The organism is Exiguobacterium sp. SL-10, assembly GCF_004337025.1.
Taxonomy (GTDB): domain Bacteria; phylum Bacillota; class Bacilli; order Exiguobacteriales; family Exiguobacteriaceae; genus Exiguobacterium.
This window is the reverse complement of the sequence record NZ_SJUP01000014.1, coordinates 18343-35514: the sequence shown is the minus strand read 5'-3', so window position 1 is coordinate 35514 and position 17172 is coordinate 18343. Positions and strand designations below refer to the sequence as shown.

The 17172-nt window shown below is 48.7% G+C and carries 14 protein-coding genes, 1 other RNA gene and 1 pseudogene; 5 read left to right on the top strand and 11 right to left on the bottom strand.

Features of this window, described 5'->3' with window-relative positions; all coding sequences use genetic code 11:
- Window positions 1-263: 263 nt before the first annotated feature.
- The 3 genes and pseudogenes from EVJ33_RS13275 to secA2 form a co-directional block, all read right to left on the bottom strand.
- Window positions 264-1340 (bottom strand): RNA-guided endonuclease InsQ/TnpB family protein, encoded by a 1077-nt coding sequence (locus EVJ33_RS13275; protein WP_131437876.1) that lies wholly within the window; start codon window positions 1338-1340, stop codon window positions 264-266.
- A 257-nt stretch (window positions 1341-1597) separates the two neighbouring features.
- Complete coding sequence (locus tag EVJ33_RS13270; protein ID WP_131437874.1) at window positions 1598-2419, bottom strand: SLAP domain-containing protein; 822 nt, start codon at window positions 2417-2419, stop codon at window positions 1598-1600.
- A gap of 1 nt (window position 2420) precedes the next feature.
- A pseudogene (secA2, locus tag EVJ33_RS13265) lies at window positions 2421-4763 on the bottom strand (accessory Sec system translocase SecA2).
- A gap of 282 nt (window positions 4764-5045) precedes the next feature.
- On the opposite strand from secA2, the gene EVJ33_RS13260 reads away from it, so the two are divergent.
- Both EVJ33_RS13260 and EVJ33_RS13255 read left to right on the top strand, forming a co-directional pair.
- A complete protein-coding gene (locus EVJ33_RS13260; protein WP_131437872.1) occupies window positions 5046-6341 on the top strand; it encodes a Y-family DNA polymerase in 1296 nt (431 codons plus the stop codon).
- Entirely contained in the window at window positions 6338-6667 is a 330-nt protein-coding gene (locus EVJ33_RS13255) for a YolD-like family protein (protein WP_131437869.1), read from the top strand. The genes EVJ33_RS13260 and EVJ33_RS13255 overlap by 4 nt, the downstream gene beginning before the upstream one ends.
- Here the strand turns inward: EVJ33_RS13255 and EVJ33_RS13250 are convergent.
- Both EVJ33_RS13250 and EVJ33_RS13245 read right to left on the bottom strand, forming a co-directional pair.
- Complete coding sequence (locus EVJ33_RS13250; RefSeq protein WP_131437867.1) at window positions 6664-8220, bottom strand: SulP family inorganic anion transporter; 1557 nt, start codon at window positions 8218-8220, stop codon at window positions 6664-6666. The genes EVJ33_RS13255 and EVJ33_RS13250 overlap by 4 nt on opposite strands.
- A 153-nt stretch (window positions 8221-8373) precedes the next feature.
- Window positions 8374-9465 (bottom strand): phosphotransferase, encoded by a 1092-nt coding sequence (locus EVJ33_RS13245; protein WP_236634631.1) that lies wholly within the window; start codon window positions 9463-9465, stop codon window positions 8374-8376.
- A 213-nt stretch (window positions 9466-9678) separates the two neighbouring features.
- On the opposite strand from EVJ33_RS13245, the gene EVJ33_RS13240 reads away from it, so the two are divergent.
- Window positions 9679-10272: a YcxB family protein gene (locus EVJ33_RS13240; protein ID WP_161566938.1), complete on the top strand. Its 594-nt coding sequence runs from the start codon at window positions 9679-9681 to the stop codon at window positions 10270-10272.
- 79 nt (window positions 10273-10351) lie between these two features.
- On the opposite strand, the gene EVJ33_RS13235 is transcribed toward EVJ33_RS13240, so the two are convergent.
- Window positions 10352-11764, bottom strand: coding sequence for an NAD-dependent epimerase/dehydratase family protein (locus EVJ33_RS13235; protein WP_131437863.1), 1413 nt, complete (start codon window positions 11762-11764; stop codon window positions 10352-10354).
- A gap of 139 nt (window positions 11765-11903) precedes the next feature.
- On the opposite strand from EVJ33_RS13235, the gene EVJ33_RS13230 reads away from it, so the two are divergent.
- Together EVJ33_RS13230 and EVJ33_RS13225 are read left to right on the top strand one after the other, a co-directional pair.
- A complete protein-coding gene (locus EVJ33_RS13230) occupies window positions 11904-12095 on the top strand; it encodes a hypothetical protein (protein ID WP_131437861.1) in 192 nt (63 codons plus the stop codon).
- A gap of 299 nt (window positions 12096-12394) precedes the next feature.
- Window positions 12395-14080, top strand: coding sequence for a GIY-YIG nuclease family protein (locus EVJ33_RS13225; RefSeq protein ID WP_236634630.1), 1686 nt, complete (start codon window positions 12395-12397; stop codon window positions 14078-14080).
- 98 nt (window positions 14081-14178) lie between these two features.
- Here the strand turns inward: EVJ33_RS13225 and EVJ33_RS13220 are convergent, their stop codons facing one another.
- From EVJ33_RS13220 to smpB, 5 genes are all read right to left on the bottom strand, one after another.
- On the bottom strand, window positions 14179-15138 hold the full coding sequence (locus EVJ33_RS13220; protein WP_131437859.1) for an HNH endonuclease signature motif containing protein: 960 nt from the start codon (window positions 15136-15138) through the stop codon (window positions 14179-14181).
- 71 nt (window positions 15139-15209) lie between these two features.
- Entirely contained in the window at window positions 15210-15818 is a 609-nt protein-coding gene (locus tag EVJ33_RS13215) for a hypothetical protein (RefSeq protein ID WP_131437857.1), read from the bottom strand.
- A gap of 191 nt (window positions 15819-16009) precedes the next feature.
- The gene (locus tag EVJ33_RS13210) at window positions 16010-16165 is read right to left on the bottom strand and encodes an alcohol dehydrogenase (protein WP_131437855.1); all 156 of its coding nucleotides are present in this window, start codon (window positions 16163-16165) and stop codon (window positions 16010-16012) included.
- A 127-nt stretch (window positions 16166-16292) separates the two neighbouring features.
- Window positions 16293-16648, bottom strand: a transfer-messenger RNA (tmRNA) gene (gene ssrA, locus EVJ33_RS13205).
- Window positions 16649-16697: 49 nt separating this feature from the next.
- Entirely contained in the window at window positions 16698-17168 is a 471-nt protein-coding gene (gene smpB / locus EVJ33_RS13200) for an SsrA-binding protein SmpB (protein WP_029595066.1), read from the bottom strand.
- Window positions 17169-17172 lie beyond the last annotated feature (4 nt).

Here is a 17172-nt window from a genome sequence, read left to right as displayed (position 1 = left end):
ATTTTTGTAAGATGTTTTGTTCACTTTTTTGACACTTTTTCGAGCGTCAAAAAACGGCGCCCTATCGGACGCCGTCTCTATCCAGAACAATTATTTCAGCAATTATTATTCGTGATGTTCGTATTTGGCATTTCTACGACTTTATTCATTAGAAAGGTTGTAGAATTCTCAAGCATCACATTGGACTCAGGCCATTTCTGTTTTGTCCAGACCTTGAGATAAGGGTGTGCCATCACCCCTCCTGAGACAGGTCTAATAGACTCTCAGGCTGATGGACTATTACCATCCACCACAGGTGCCCACCTTATATTCATTGCACCAATCAAATCTCTGTGTTTTTTCAACCCGCACGAACATGAATATACTCGGTCTTTTGCCTTATTTTTTTTACCACAAGAAGGACACATTTGTGATGTATAGGCAGGATTAACATATTCTATCTTAATCCCATCCAACTTTGCTTTGTATTCAATGTACTTCGATAATCGATAAAATGACCAAGTGTGCAGATTTTTTGTGTTTTTACGGCTTGTTCTTGCCGTCTGTCTAAGTTTCGTTAGTTTCTCTAATCGAATGACAGAAACATCATTTACTTTTGCAAATTCAACAATTTTTCTACTTATTTTATGGTCCTTGTCTCTCATCCATCGCTGTTCCTTGTTACCTAGGTTTTTAACAGCTTTAACTTTCTTATTTCTGCTCAATTCTTTTCTTGTAGATTGAAACATCCTCCTCATATATTTATTTTCACGGCCATTCCCGAAAAATTTCGGCTTGCCACAGTCAGTGATAGCTACAGCTGGTACTTTTAATCCTAAGTCAACACCCATAATCTTTCCGTCATTCTTTTCCACAGTTGGAACAGTAATCGCGATTTGGGCAATCCACTTATTAGACTTTTGAGTAATGCGTAATGCACCTAGTTTATGTTTTAACAACGAAAAATTACGATCATCTTTATCGATCATGTGCGCTTGAATTGCTGCTCTTTTGACTTTACCGTCCAATATAATGGGAATATAAATATAATCACAGTCAAAAGTATAACTTTGATTGTTCCAAAAACAGATAGGCTTTTTAAGAATTGAAACATTTTCAAATTTTTTCTTCTTAGCTTTATAGAACAAACTTTGTGCATCACGTATAGCTTGATTTTTTACAACGCTCGGCAATATCACTTTTACATCTTTACTTGTTTTTTTTAAAATTAATTTCACTTCTACCATTTCTGCTACTAGCATATTAACAGTGTCAACATATAAACGACTCATCTCGTTTAAACTAGACTCTTGCTCTTTTGATGGATTTAATTTGATATTTACGGTTAGTTTTTGACTCATTCTTAATCCTCTTTTCTCTTATTTTTATAGAACATTAGTTCGTATATTCCCGTTTTTTCAAATTATTCATTGAAAATTTGATGACTATTATTTATGAAATTTCTCACATTAGAGGATTTTTAATTTTAGACTTAATCATCTTTAATACAATTTCAAATGATTTTATGGCGCTTATTTTAATGTGGTATCCATATAAAAATAAATTTCGCACAAGCATTAAAAACCATCCCCGACGTGTGTCAGGGATGGTCATATCGTCACGAACGGATTCGAATCGAGATCGGTCCGTTGCTCTCGCTTTCCGGCCGCTTAAAGCGGACGTGGAGCGGATAGTCGTGTTTCGGTAAAATCGGCTCGGCGAGCACGGCGTCGGCCCAGCCGACGACCTCGTCCCGTTGCATCAGCTCGAGCGGGAGGCGTGGGATTTGGAGCGCCTGCTCGGCATAACCGTTCCGGACGAGGAGCGAGGCCCCAATCTCCGTGTCGGTCACGTCGAGATGGACGAGCAACAAATCGAACTGGCCTTCGGCGACCGGTCGGCTGAGGATGTTCATCCGTTTCAGGCGATGCCATGCCACGTCCGGGAACGCATCGCGCTCACTGTCCGTCACGTCTTGGAGCGGTGCCGTCGGGTTCATTTGGAAGGCGAGCTGAATCGACTCGGTATCGAGGTCGTCGACATCGGTGAACAGTTCCTCCTCAAAGAAGTCGAGATAGACGGGCTTGCTCGTCATCGCCTCGAACGACGGCAAGTCCATCCGGCTGAGCATCTTCTGGCCGAGCGGTTCGCGGCGTTCGTTCAACAAGAGCACCGGAATCTCGTCGAGCGAGAACTCGGTCGCGACCGTGTTGCGGAACAAGGCGACCACGGACAGACCGCCCGGGTTCTTCGTCGCACTGAGCAGTTCGATCGACAACTGATTATCCGCGAGCGGTGGCAACGTCGTCGCATGATAACGGAACACGTACTCATCTTCTTTCGAAATGTCCATTCCTTCATCGAACACGAGGCGGAGCGTCCGCTCGTCATCTTGACGGATCACCGTCTCAACTTTCTTTCGTTTCAACAGTCCGAACATGTCACAGCCCCTCCTCTTCCCGTTGCGCAAAGTATAGGTCTAACTGGCACAGTTGAATCGTCACGTCGCGGGCGATGTCGAGATACGTCTCTTGGAAAATCTCGAGCCCTTCCTTGCCGAACTGACGGCTCGGGTCTTCCTGGCCGTAGCTGCGGAGCCCGATCCCTTCTTTCAAGGCGTTCATCGTCGTCAAATGGTTCGTCCAGCGGATCATCGAGATGGCTGAGCAACTGTTGACGGGCGAAGGCGATGACTTCCGGGTACCCTTCGATGCGCTCTTGCGCCGTCTCGATGATCCCGTCGATCCATGGTGCGACCTCTTGTTTCAACTCGTCTTTATCTCCGACCGTCTCCGGCCATGGCAGTGTCTGTTGTGTCAAATAGACATAGTCCTCGAGCAAGGCATCTTTCGCCCACTCCTCCGGCACGAGCTCGGCATCGATGTGGCGGTCGAGCGTCTCTTCGAGCGCGAGGCGCATCATCGCGAGCACGTTGTTCAAGATGACCGTCGCGTTGGCGTCGACCGCCTCGTCACGGATCGTATAGATGATGCGGCGCTGCTCGTTCAAGACGTCGTCGAGTTTGAACATGTAGTCGCGGACCGAGACACCGACGCCTTCAATCGTCGTCTGGGCGTATTCGATGATATCGCCGGCTTCCTTGTGGCGAATCTCCCCGTGCTCGTCCGGCTTCAGTTTGTGTTCGACCCGTTTCAATCGCTCGGCGGCGTACCGTTTGACGAGGTCGTCCTCGAGCGAGACGAAGAAACGTGACATGCCCGGGTCGCCTTGGCGCCCCGACCGGCCGCGGAGCTGGTTGTCGACGCGGAGCTGGTTGTCGACGCGGAGCGACTCGTGACGTTCCGTCCCGATGACGTACAAACCGCCGCGCTCGCGCGCCGTCTCGTCTAAGACGATGTCGGTCCCGCGTCCAGCCATGTTCGTCGCAATCGTCACGTGCCCGAGGCGTCCAGCCTCGGCGATGATCTCGGCTTCTTGGGCGACCGTCTTCGCGTTCAACAGCTCATGCTTGATGCCTTGTCGCTCGAGCTGTTCGCTGACGGCCTCCGACTGGGCAATCGATGTCGTCCCGATTAAGATCGGTTGTCCCGTCGCGTGAATGGCCGCCACTTCTTGTCCGACCGCCGCATATTTATGGGCGATCGTGTCAAAGACGCGGTCCGGCAAGTCTTCACGCAGACGCGGCCGGTTCGTCGGCACTTGGACGACGTCCATCTGATACGTCTTCATGAACTCTTCGCGTGACGTCTGCGCCGTACCCGTCATGCCACCGAGGAGCGGATACATCCGGAAGTAGTGTTGAATCGTGATCTCGGCCGTCGTCTTATTCTCTTCGGTGATGTCGAGCTGTTCTTTCGCCTCGAGCGCCTGATGGAGGCCTTCCGACAGACTGCGTCCTTCCATGACCCGGCCCGTGAACAAATCGATCAACTCGATCTTGCCTTCTTGGACGATATAGTCGACGTCCCGCTCGAACAACACGTTCGCCCGGAGCGCCTGCATCATGTAGTGATAGAGGACGTGGTGCTCGGCGGAGAACAAGTTATCGACCGAGAACAACGCCTCGATTTTCTCGATGCCCTGATCCGAGAACATGACGGCGCGCGCCTCGAGGTCGACCGTATAGTCGTCTTCCGTCAATTGACCGAACACGGCTTGGGCGAGCCGTTTCAAGCGGACGTGTGACTCGTCCTTCTGGGCGATGATGAGCGGCGTCTTCGCCTCGTCGATTAAGACGCTGTCGACTTCATCGAGCAAGGCGAAATGGAACGGACGCTGCACGCGTTCTTCCGGCGAGCCGACCAAATGGTCCCGAAGATAGTCGAACCCGAACTCAGTCCCGACCCCGTATGTAATGTCGCCGCATATGCCGCTTGTTTGTCAGGAAGCTCCATCTCCGGTACGTTCAGTCCGACCGTGAGGCCGAGGAACGTGTGAATCTTCCCGATCTGTTCGGCGTCACGTTGCGCCAAATAGTCGTTCACCGTGATGACATGGACGCCTTTCCCTTCAAGCGCCTTGACGAACGCAGGCAATGCCGCGACGAGCGTCTTCCCTTCCCCGGTCGGCATCTCCGCAATATTCCCTTCGAGGAGCGCGAGACCTCCGATGAGCTGGACGTCATAGTGACGGAGCCCGATCGTGCGGACCGATGCCTCGCGGACGAGGGCGAACCCTTCCTCCGTGATGGCGCGGACGTCCGCACCGTCCGTGAGCCGCTGTTTCAATTCGAGCGCGTACTGGCGAAGCGCTGCATCGTCCAATGCTTGCATCGTCTCCTCGTACGCGTTGATGCGTTCGACTTGTTTCTTATAGGTTTTCAATCATCGTGCCTGATCATTGGTCAATTGCTTCACAAAATCAATCACAGGATAGCCTCCATCGTCCGAAACCATATTTGTCTAGCTACCCTCCCATTATACCGGATTTTGTTTCTCCCTCGCTTTATTATTTCGGTAAATCCCAAAAAGTTGGAATTTCATCATGCATTTCACCCTTTTTTTGACTTCTTTCAAATTTCTTTTCATTTTTCTATTTGAGACGGCGTGAGACCGTGATACGATGAAAAAAACAGAACGTTTGTTCGTAAAAAAGGAGAGGTGGCTATGCGACGTCGGATTTTTTGTATCGACAGCGTCTCGTTCTACGCCAGTTGCGAGTGCGCCGCCCGCAAGTTGAACCCGTACAAGACAAAGCTCGTCGTCTTATCGAACTTACAGGACAACGGCGCCCTCGTCCTCGCCGCGACGCCGCCCATGAAACAGCTCGGCATCAAGACCGGCTCTAGACGGTTCCACATCGACCGCTTGCCGTGGCACGAGCGGCGGCACGTCATCTACGCCGAGGCCCGGATGAGTCATTATTTGAACGTGTCCGTACAAATCGTCCATATCTTGCATCAGTTCGCGCCCCCGGAGGCGATTCGCGTTTACTCGATTGATGAGACGCTCGTCGACTTGACCGGGACGGAGCAACTGTTCGGGAACGATGCGCACGTCGCCCGCCTCATCCGCTCGACCGTGTTCCGCTATACCGGCATCCCGGTCACGATCGGCATCGGACCAAACAACGTCCTCGCCAAGCTCGTCCTCGACTTGCATGGGAAAAAGACGGGTGTCGCCAGCTGTTTCCTCCACGACGTCGAACGATTGATCCACCCGGCCCCGATCGGCAAGATGTGGGGCGTCGGCGCGAAGATGGAAGTCCATCTCCGGCGGCTCGGCATCGACACGATCGGTGACCTCGCCCGCTATCCGCTCGAGACGCTCCATGAGAAGTTCGGCGTCATCGGCGCCGAGCTGTGGCATCACGCCTGGGGCATCGACGAGTCACCGACGATCCTCCCGCCAAGCTCGTTATTCGGGGCAAAGCGACAGCGGCCGCGGACGATCGGTCATGGCATCACGCTCATGAAGGACTATACGACGTATGCGGCCATCCGGCTCGTCTTGCAGGCCATTGCCGTCGAGGTCGGGATGCGGACGCGGCAGGCCGGACTCGTCGGCGGCAGCATCCATCTCGGTGTCCGTTACACCCGGACGAGCGAGCGGCGCGGCTTCAGCAAACAAAAAAAGCTCGCCCGCTTCACAGCGGACGAGCGCGAGTTCTTGCCGGTATTATTGACGCTCTTCCTCGACGCGTGGGACGAGACGGAGGCCGTACGTTACGTCTCGGTCGCCCTCGGCAAGCTCGAGCCTCGCAGCGACCACGTCCAGCTGTCGTTCTTCGAGGACGAGTGGGCCCGAGCACGCCGGTTCGACTTCCTCGACCTTGTCGACAGCTTGAACGTCCGTTTCGGGCGCGGCACGATTCGGCCGGCGTCGAGCTTATTGAAAGACAGTCCGCTCCGGACGCGGCAACGCCTCATCGGCGGACATAAACAAGGAGGTGAATCGTCATGAGCCAGACCCGCTACAAAGACCGCGGTGAATTGAAATGGATTCCGTTCCTCATGCCCGAGCACGTAGCGCTCTTGAAGAAATATTACGCCCACGTCCAAAAGATCGAGCTGCCCGATTTGGATGAGCAGCTCCTCTATCTGTGGCAAACCGAGCTCGAACGCGCCATCCGGGAAGGAGACGCCGTCGAGCTAACGCTGTTCGACAACGGCATGACCCATACGGTGCGCGGCTACGTCCACGCCATCTATTACGCCGAGCGTGAAGTCGAGCTGTTCGACACAGACGTGCGCCGCATCCCGTTCGGTCAGATTCTGTCCGTCCGTTAAGACGCGTCAATCGCTTCCTGTGTCGTCTCGAACGTGTCGACATGATCGAGCACGCCGTAATGCGTGAGCGTCTGCCGCACGGGTGCCGATAAGTGCGCGAAGACGACACGACGGTCGGCCACCTTTAACTCCCGGACGACGCGGCGAATCTCTTCGACGGCCGTCACATCGATGACCGGACAACGGTGGAAGTTGAAGATGAACACGTCAGGCTCGTCATGGATATGATGCAATACGTGCTCGAACATCTCGATTGCCCCGAAGAAGAGCGGACCCTCGACACTGAAGACGACTTGACCGTCGCGCGTCACGTACCGTTCCGTCTGTTCGCGGACGTCAATCGTATCGGCCATCCGTTTCGCGAACAAGGCGAGCGCACAGATGACCCCGACCTCGACGGCGACGACGAGGTCGACGAACACGGTCAGCCCGAGCGTGACGAGCAAAACGAGCGATTCGGCCGACCGATGCTTGAGCATCTCGAAGACGTGGTGCCGCTCCGACATGTTCCAAGCGACGCGCATCAGAATCGGGGCGAGGGCGGCCAGTGGGACATAGCTCGCGAGCGGTGCCAACACGAGCACGGCGAGGAGCACCGTCAACCCGTGGATGACCCCGGAGCGGCGGCTGACGGCCCCTGCTTGAATGTTCGTCGCCGTCCGGGCGATGGCGCCGGTCGCCGGGATCCCGCCGAAGAACGGGACGACGACGTTGGCGAGCCCTTGCCCGAACAGTTCCTTGTCCGGGTTCATCTTCGTACCGGCCATGCCGTCCGCGACCGCACCCGACAATAGCGACTCGAGCGCCCCGAGGAAGGCGATGGCGAACGCCGATGGCAACAGCGTCGCAATCAAATCGAGGTCGATCGCGAGCCAGTTGAACTCAGGCAATCCGCTCGGAATGCCGCCATAGGCACTACCGATCGTCGCGACTTCCCCTGGGATGACGAGACTGACGAACGTCGGCACGAGCATCGCCATCAAGAGAAGCGGTAACTTGACGGGTAGTTTTGGTACGAGCCAGAGCGTCAAGAAACCGATGGCGGCAATGAAGACAGGCCATAAGCTCGCTTCATGTAACGATGTCACGAGCTTCAGCAAATTCTCGTGGAAGTGCGGCGCCTTCTGAAACGAGATGCCGAACAGTTCGTCGAGCTGGTCGACGAAGATGACGACGGCGATTCCGGCCGTGAACCCGATTGTGACGGCGCGCGGCATGAAGCGGATGAGTCGTCCGACGCGGAGTACGCTCATAAGGAACAACAGGATCCCAGCGAGGAACGTCGTCACGAGCAATCCTTCGTAGCCGTGCGCGAGCATGACGCCCGAGACGATCGGGATGAAGGCGCCGGTCGGTCCGGCGATTTGGAACGTCGAGCCTCCGAACAAGCTGACGAGGATGCCGGCGATGATGGCCGTGTACAAGCCGTACACCGGTCCGACGCCTGAGGCGATCGCGAACGCCATCGCGAGCGGCACGGCGACGACCCCGACGGTGATCCCGGCCGAGATGTCCTTTTGCCATCCTTGGCGTGATGTCATGAAGTTGTCCATTCTTGCATTCCTTCTTTCCATGATGTCGAAAACGAGTTCAGTGTACGCCTGTCCCTTCCCTTTGTAAACGGCTCTGGCGAAACGTTAACATAATCGACAAAACAAAAAGACGCATCGCGATGGATGCGTCGAAGAGTGACCGGGGTAAAAAAATCATATTTCAGTCAATCGAGAGGTGGCGAACTGTTTCAGTGCGTCACATAATCCGAACAGCCGGGTTGTGATGGCTTCCTTGCTTCCATAACGAATCGTATCCTCCCGTGTCAATTCTTCTTGAAGTAACAGCTGATGGTGAAGGTAAGCCGTCTCGAGTAATTGGAGCAACTGCTCCCCTCTCACTTCTCGAACGATTGACTGATTCCCGTCGCTGTAGCCTGCAAGAAATCCTTCTGCCATTCCTTTTAACTGTGCTTCACACAAATCAAATCGATGCCTCTCATAGCGTTCCGTTTGTGAAAGGGCGACAAAAAAGGTCTCGTATAAGTTCATGAAATTGCCAGCCATGCCTCGCGGTGCGTATACGATTGGATAAGGATCGATCAAACAGACGCGATTCCTTTGCAATAAAATATTTTCGGGAGACGCATCTTGATTGACGAGACTCGGGACGCTGATTTGATCGTTACGAAGTGCGGTCGCCGCGTTGAGCATTTGTTCGACTACATCGTCTTTAAACTCGGGATACGTGGCGCATAACGTTTTGTAGTCTGCCAAGTGCTCGTCACTTTCTTCCCGGATCAACGTGTGAAGGTCCCCGTTCAAACTGCCGTGTAATTTCTTCTCTTCTGTCCATATCAAATAACCTAACCCCTCGACATCGTGTCGGATTTGATCGGTTTTTCGATAAATCTCCCCGACCTGAGCCCCCACCTGTGAAGCTTGTTCTTTCGTCATCGCATGTAAAGAAAGAGGGGCACCCCCGAATGACTCTAACGTATACGTGAACTCAGCAGACACGAAGAACTCATAAAAATCTGGAGCAGCTCCTTGAACCGCGCGATTCACGGACTGATAATACAATTTCGTAGCGGCGTACTCTGCCATCAAGGCATCATGATCGAACGTAACAGGCTTTCCGTAAGCGACTTCTTTCGGAATCCGCAAAACCAGTTCGCGATCGTCTTTCGACACTTTCCAGGCTTCATGCCACGCACCTTCACCAAGAAAAATGGGTTCGGTGACACCAGCATGTCGGAGCGCCTTGATTCGTTTTTCTTTGGTCCTTTGTTGAATCGTCATCGACATATTCAATCCTCCATTGTTCCATTCTATTTAGCATATTACCTTGACTCGAACGACCAAAGTAACTTTATTGGAAATTACAGTAAACACTTTGTTATGGTTACTATAAAGTGAAACACATAAAAAAGGTAAGTCGAGACAACAACAAATCCAATTAATATGTGCATGGTATTAAAAAACGTCTACAGCTTTACATAGAAAATGAGGGATCACACCATGAGTACGAAGTATCAACTGACTTTCGAAGATTTTATGGCTCTACAGAAAGACTCATTAAAGAGAAGCGAGCATCATCAAGCCAGATACAATATCACAACCATCGCACTCGCCATGATGGTCTTCCTGTTCGGCTTTATCGTTCTTCATATCATATTGCCGATGTCTCTCTATTTTTATAATCTTTATCTGAATTCAGAGAACACATTTAAGCTTATTGTAGTGTGTTTAGCCATCATCCCCGTCATTTTAATGAGACCACTTATAGGAAAGTATTACGATTTCGTCACGCTTCGCAAACTTAAATCTGCTTATAAAAATGATAAGCGATGGCCGCACGACGTGACGTTGCACCTTCATGAAACTGGGATTCACGTAACTTCATCTTATATCAGTGGGATTAAAAAAACCGATGTGGCATGGGAGTCCATTAAGGTTGTTGGCGAAGACGACCATCACTTCTTTTTATACTATGAAACGAACGAAGCGATTATCGTGCCTAAAAGCAGCCCTGAAATGAATGAATCAGAGAACCGAATACTTCATGATTTAATAAATCAACACTTGAACCGTCACGTAGTAAATGAAAAGTGAGATAAAAGCGGACGGTGTTCATTACGTACTAAAAGACAGAACAATAAGACGCAACCATCACACAATGGTTGCGTCTTATTTAATTCGTCGGTGCCTTGACGACTTGATCGCCCTCGTCCGCATCTTCCCCAAGCAGACGGACGTGACGGCCGAACAGCCACATGACGACGAGGTGGGCTTTCGCCTGCGTCTTCGTATAGAACCACCACGGCAGCGCCGGCACGAACTCATGGATGGCGACGAGCCCTTCTTCCGACTCGGGGAGCCGTCTGAACTCGAGTCGTCCCGTCTTGTCGTCCTCACTCAACTTCGCGAACAGGCCGCCGTCGATGGAATAGGACGCCATGTCATCCGTCGCCTCATCTTCGAGCGATAAGTGAAGTGCGACGAGTGATGGTCGGAGGAGTGCGATTTCCCAGTCATCCTCTTCTTTCGTCGTCTGGATGAGCGGGTACGCGAGCCGGCCGAGCCACTCGAAATACGTGTCCGCCATCCACAACGCTGACTTGTTCTCGGGAAGACCGAACCGTTGAATCGAGCGGACGGTATACTGTTGCGGCGCTTTTTTCTTCTTGCCGCCACCCGACTTTTGTTTCTCTTCTTCCTCGAGCGCGTGCTCGACCGCTTCCTTGAACGGAATCTCTCCTTGTTTGACGCCGGTCGTGTCTTTCGCGACCATGGCGTGACCCATGCTTTCAACGAGTGGATAGACGGTGTCTTTCGGCTCACCCGTCACGGCCATGACCCAGAGGCGGGACAGCTTGATGGTCGGGAACGGGAAGTCGATCATAACGCGACGTTTGCCCATGACGTCAGCCGTATCTTCAATCATCTTCCGATACGTCATCACTTCCGGACCGCCGATATCGATATGGTGGTCGTACAGCGCTTCGGCCCCGACGACCGAGATGAGCGCTTGGACGGCTTCACGCAAGTCGATTGGATGCGTCTCCGTCTTCGTCCAGTTTGGGAGAATCATGACCGGTAACCGTTTGACGAGCTTCGCGAGAATCGGGAACGACGAGCCTTCCGGACCGATGATGAGCCCGGCCCGAATCGTCGTCACCGGCACGCCTTGTCCGCCGAGAATCCGTTCGACCTCGAGCCGGCTCTTCAAGTGACGTGACAACGTCTTCGACTCTTTCGGAATGATCCCGCTCAAATAGACGATTTGTTCGATGTCGTTCGCTTTTGTCGCCCGGGCGAAGTTGTCGGCGATGAGCGCGTCCATGTCTTCGAACGTCGCCTGCGTCAATCCGCCGTCCGGAATCATCGAGTGGACGAGGAACATGGCGTAGTCTGCCCCTTCGCACGCCTCACGCGTCTGTTCATACGAGAACAAATCGCACGACCGCCACGTGATGTGGTCCTCGTCTTCTTTGTTTTTCGTCGAGCGGGACAAGGCGATGATGTCATACTCTTCTTTTAAATGGCCCATCACGTTCGAGCCAATATAGCCGCTCGCGCCCGCGATGACGATGGTTTTCCGCATAGTGGTCACTCCCCCCTTCATTTGCACATAAAGTTACTGTACCCGTCTTGGGCTGAGATTAAATCAGTCCCGCGCCCTACAGTATGTACTGGAAAATTTATGTAAACTAAACTTAATTACAGGCGGAGGAGGAATGGCTATGGGGTTTTGGTATTTCTTGATGCTATTAATCGGTGGAGGGCTCGTGATTCGCGGCTTATTCAACAAGAACACGAACGGACTGATGCGGTTCGGCACTCTCGTCATCGGAGGTTTGTTAATCGCACTCGGCTTGTTCATGTTCCAAGATGGAAGTGATGCGATTGTTGCGGATTTGTTTAACTTGTGGTGAGCATTAAATAAATGAAAACGAGTCGAACCTTCCTAATCAGGTTCGACTCGTTTTATGTCTTCGGTGCCCAGTTGGCTTCAAACCCATTTTGGACCGCATAGTCGTAAATGTGAATCAATTTCGTCTCTTTGTACGTCTCCATCTGCTCGGCCACTCGCAACTCCTAATTGTGTTCCGCGAGTGTGTAAATGTAATCTACAAAAAAATATTTTACAACTTTAACTAAATATAATGTTTTATTGTAAATTAATGAGTAAAATGAATTTATTAAATACCTTAAAAGAAAGAAGTTGAGATTTATGAGTCAAAATAAGTCTGAAAAAATGAAAGCGAAAATACCATGGTATTTTAGTTGGTGGCTAATACTTTTGTTAATTCTAACTGGTGTTGTAACAGTTGGCATAACTTCAATGATAGGCGTCGTATTATGGTTTGGTCGTTATTACTATATCAAGTCTGAAAAACTAAAATCACGTATCTCCGAAGTTACAAACTTACAACAAGAAATCACTTCCCTAACAATGGAATTAGATACACTAGAAATCAAGCATAACGAAATTCAAATAAACATCTCAAATTCTCAAGATATTTTCGAAGAAAATAAAACTCAGTATATAAAACAAATCCGTGCTGAATACGAATCGGAAGGAAAACGAATTATTGACGAAATCATATCAGACAATCAAAAGAAAATAGCTGAGCTTCAAAAGTTCGCAGAAGAACGCGATGCTTTAGCAACTGAAAATGAAAAGTTAAGCAAAAACATTAAATCTCAAAGTACAAAACTATCAAAATTGAAAACTGAGTTTAATGGTATTCGCAATTTAATTGATTTATTCCCTCGATTATTTAACGAAGAAAATCTTCCCACTGAGTTAGAACTTTTATTAGAAAATTACGATGAAGAAAGCATTATGAAAAGCTTGGTAGAGCTAGATTACCATGCAATGAATTCAAAAGAATTACGGAAACAAATCAATAAAATAAAAAAAGAAGTTGCAGCATTGCTAGATAAATATAAAGATCGTTACAAAACAAAAGCGAATCAAGCTATTTATCAGCTAATGGTGATAGGTTTGCAAGCCGAACTACAAAATATCCTTTATACTCTTTCATACGCTAAACATGAGGAAGCTATCGATAATGCGAAAGGTTTAATCCGAAAATACTTAGCTATTTCGACAAACGGTAATGCTTCAATTTCACCAACCATCTCTAAATTTCTAGCGGAACTTGAACCATTGTTCATTGAGGCAGTAGAGGTTGAGTATCAATATTACATTAAACGTGAACAAGAAAAAGAAGAACAACGTTTAATACGAGAGCAAATGCGTCAAGAAGTTGCAGAACGTAAAGAATTAGAAGCACAAAAGAAAAAATTAGAAGCAGAAGAGGCGAAATTCGAGGTTGAGTTACAGCGTACGAATGAGCTTCTAATTAATGAAACTAACCCAGATATAATTGCTCAATTACAGTCACGTATTACAGAACTCGAGCAACAACAAAGCAACATTGAAGAGCAAAAAGAAGAAATTTTAAAACGAGCTAATGGTAAAGCTGGTTATGTTTACGCTATCTCAAATTTAGGTTCCTTCGGTAAGCAAGTATTTAAGGTTGGAATGACAAGACGTATGAATCCACAAGATCGCGTCGATGAACTTGGAGACGCATCCGTACCATTTAAATTTGATGTACATGCAATGATTTTCTCAGATGATGCAGTGGGATTAGAATATCAACTTCATCAAGAATTAACCGCTAAGCGATTAAATAAAGTGAATTTACGTAAAGAGTTTTTTGTAACAACTGTTGAAGAATTACAAACTTTAGTTGAAACAATCGACCCAACTGCTGAGTTCAAGACATCGATGGTAGCGCATGAATACTTTAGAAGTATCGAAATGGATGAAGAAGGGATTGTGCCTACTTCAAGCTTATCCTTCGAAAGTGATGAAGTCGAAGCGAATGAAACCATTCTAAATTAAATACTCTAAATAACATGCTGAACTGAACCCTGAATGAGCACTTTTTATTAAGTGTATTTCGTTCAGGGTTCAGTTCATTGAGTGAGGCTCGACTCGTTTTATGCTTTCGGTGCCCAATCGGTTTTAAACCCATTTTGCACCGCATAGTCGTACAGGTGAATCAATTTCGTCTCTTTGTATGTCTCCATCTGCTCTGCCACTCGCAACTCATGGTTTCGTTCCACGAGCGCGTAAAGATAATCAACCTTCGCCATCCGATTGTTCTTGCTCGTATTACAAGTCGGACAAGCGAGAACAAAATTCCATAAGACATCATTCTGCATATAAGACCACGGGATAAAGTGATCGACGTGAATCTGTTTGAGTGGTTTCATGCAATAAAAACAGATGGAATGACCGTGACTCAGTAAAATCTGTTTGAACTCGTCGAGCGATTGACGAGCCGAGACGAATTCGATTTTGTTCAAAATTCGCTCCATCGCTTCGCGTGTATTGTATTTTTCCAGAAAGACGGCGAGTTGATAATTCGTAACATTCATCAATACCCGTTTATATTTCTCAAAAAAGATGACGTAGCTCGGCACAAGTTTGACCCACTCCTCGTTCCGATTGAATGAATAGATGGTCCCCTCGAACGAAGCATAGAACGAGCCATATACGTACTTCTTATAAAACTGATTTACATTCCGGATCAAGTGTTGTTGCTGCTGAACCGGGAGACGATCAAAGTTCCAAGTGGACGGAATTTCATGTGTCGCTTGAAACGTGAGCATCGTTTTCTCGACCGAACTCAATTTCCCAAGTTGATTCACTTGTCGCAATCCGTGCGTCACAATCAAATTCCAATACATCTTCGTCACGTGTCTCGAAATTTGCTCGAACGTCACCACACCAGAATCACTCAGTTCGGTCGTGCATTCGAGCAACGCTTTCATGAGCATATGCTTGTACGTCGTCGTATGTGTCGCGTTCATTAAAAATTGTTGTGTATAGCGCCATAAGTCAGTTTCTGTTAAGTAGACGTCTTTTGCCTCAGCAACACTTAAATCCCACCCCAATGACCTCACCCCCACTCATTCGTTACATCATCGATTATAACGAATGAGGAACAAGAGCGGATCACCGTGAATCAAACAGGAGCCGAAAACTCTTTTTTAATTTGTTCTATATCGATATTTGTTTTTTCATGAACATAACGAACTAACGTATCATACTGTTCAACCGTATTTAGCTTTTTAAATTTCTCAACATCTCCTTCAAAGCCTTTAAAGTACTCGCTTTGATATTCCGGGTTGTTAAAGAGCTTTAGATATTCCATATAATCTTTCACGGTCATCTGGCTCACGATTTGAGAGAGAACTGCATGCCACTCTTTTATCCGACCCTCATGAATCTGTTTTTTGATGACGATGTCCTGCGCCTGCTCATATTTGATTTGTTGAATGCATTGTTCTACTTCTAACTTATACTGGAACAACTCGTCTCGATTTCGAGTATCTACTGTAGGGACCACCTCTGTTAAATAATATTGATATCTCTTCTTTCGAGGATTCATGATTTTGTCTTTTCCTTTTTTAGGATTTGATTCTTTATTCGTACGCTTTTTAAGTCGCTCCGTTACACCGAGTGCACCAATTGCTCCAGCAATTTCATTTTTATGAGCAAGTGCAAACTTCCCTACTGCCGGACCATACTTCTTGACCCCATTGATAATTAATTCCGTAGATTTTTTTGACATGAGGATTCCTCCTATGATGGTTATGTATATTCTCGTGACGTTTTTTTAAAAACAGCTCATAGTTTATATTCAACAAAGTAATATTCAATCCTTTGATCCCGTTCAAAAACCCAAATAATGGTGTCGTCCATTCACAAAGAAAGGATTATTGAGCAAACACTCAATAATCCTTTCGCTATAATGCTTTCTTATCATTCACCAGACTCTTTTTTGTCTTTTTGCTTCTGCAAATATGCTTCTCGAATCTGATTGATCTTATCCTTTTTATTCGACACAGCCGGTTTTTTACCGTCTTGATACTTGGCAGCAGCCACTTTACTTTTCGTATCTAATTGATATTTCCCCATTCGATTCACCTGCTTTCATTTCATTGCGATTGACGTGCTCCGTTAAAATCAAAAGACCTTCTAATCTCAATGAAATTAGAAGGTCTTCATTAAAAATCATTGATTGCAGTCGTCATAGACTGCTTAAAAATGGAGACGGCGGGAGTCGAACCCGCGTCCGAAGGCATCGTAACGCATGCTTCTACGTGTGTAGTTTATCTATTGAATCTCAATGTGACACTGCCGATAAACAGGCGTTGTCGCATCCAGTCTGATTCATCTCTTCTTCGCGCCCTCAGACGGCGAGGTTGAAGCGTAGCTTGCTTAGTTTGAGACCCTGATAATCATCCACACAAGCGATGGATGTCAGGATCCGCAGGGCACTTAGGCTGCTGCGAGTTGTGTGTTAGTTTTGCCAGTTATAGGCGTTTGCGTTTTAACGAGGCCGACCCCTCGACACGCCACATACGACCGACCTACCCCCGTCGAATCCATAACGTCCCCGAGGTGGTAATTGGTACTACAACTACTATACCACAATCAGGTCTCGCTGTCAGTATTTTTGCCGGTCCCGGAGTGCCCGGTCGACGTCACGCTTCGCGTCTTTCTTCTTCAAGTCGTCGCGCTTGTCATATTTCTTCTTCCCGCGCCCGATGCCGAGGAGACATTTGGCGAAGCCGTTCTTAAGATACACTTTGAGCGGGATGATCGTATACCCGTCACGCCCTTGTGCGCCGATGAGCTGATTGATTTGCTTCTTATGCAACAATAGCTTTCGGACACGGAGCGGTTCGTGGTTGAACCGGTTCCCTTGCTCGAACGGGCTGATATGACAGTTATGAAGTGTCGCCTCGCCACCATCAAAGCGGACGTAGGCGTCGGCAATGTTGATCTTCGACTGGCGCACCGATTTAATCTCGGTTCCTGTCAACACCATGCCGGCTTCAATCGTATCCTCAATCGCATAATCGAAGGACGCTTTTCGGTTTTGCGCGAGCGCGTTCGAATCTTTCTTCTTGGCCATAGAC

Bases quoted from the DNA above. Each gene is read 5' to 3' on its own strand.
- smpB (WP_029595066.1), bottom strand. From the start codon at position 17,168: ATGGCCAAGAAGAAAGATTCGAACGCGCTCGCGCAAAACCGAAAAGCG.
- EVJ33_RS13210 (WP_131437855.1), bottom strand. From the start codon at position 16,165: ATGGGGAAATATCAATTAGATACGAAAAGTAAAGTGGCTGCTGCCAAG.
- EVJ33_RS13230 (WP_131437861.1), top strand. From the start codon at position 11,904: ATGGGGTTTTGGTATTTCTTGATGCTATTAATCGGTGGAGGGCTCGTG.
- EVJ33_RS13270 (WP_131437874.1), bottom strand. From the start codon at position 2,419: ATGTTCGGACTGTTGAAACGAAAGAAAGTTGAGACGGTGATCCGTCAA.
- EVJ33_RS13240 (WP_161566938.1), top strand. From the start codon at position 9,679: ATGAGTACGAAGTATCAACTGACTTTCGAAGATTTTATGGCTCTACAG.
- EVJ33_RS13225 (WP_236634630.1), top strand. From the start codon at position 12,395: ATGAGTCAAAATAAGTCTGAAAAAATGAAAGCGAAAATACCATGGTAT.
- EVJ33_RS13250 (WP_131437867.1), bottom strand. From the start codon at position 8,220: ATGGACAACTTCATGACATCACGCCAAGGATGGCAAAAGGACATCTCG.
- EVJ33_RS13255 (WP_131437869.1), top strand. From the start codon at position 6,338: ATGAGCCAGACCCGCTACAAAGACCGCGGTGAATTGAAATGGATTCCG.
- EVJ33_RS13235 (WP_131437863.1), bottom strand. From the start codon at position 11,764: ATGCGGAAAACCATCGTCATCGCGGGCGCGAGCGGCTATATTGGCTCG.
- EVJ33_RS13245 (WP_236634631.1), bottom strand. From the start codon at position 9,465: ATGTCGATGACGATTCAACAAAGGACCAAAGAAAAACGAATCAAGGCG.
- EVJ33_RS13260 (WP_131437872.1), top strand. From the start codon at position 5,046: ATGCGACGTCGGATTTTTTGTATCGACAGCGTCTCGTTCTACGCCAGT.
- EVJ33_RS13275 (WP_131437876.1), bottom strand. From the start codon at position 1,340: ATGAGTCAAAAACTAACCGTAAATATCAAATTAAATCCATCAAAAGAG.
- EVJ33_RS13215 (WP_131437857.1), bottom strand. From the start codon at position 15,818: ATGTCAAAAAAATCTACGGAATTAATTATCAATGGGGTCAAGAAGTAT.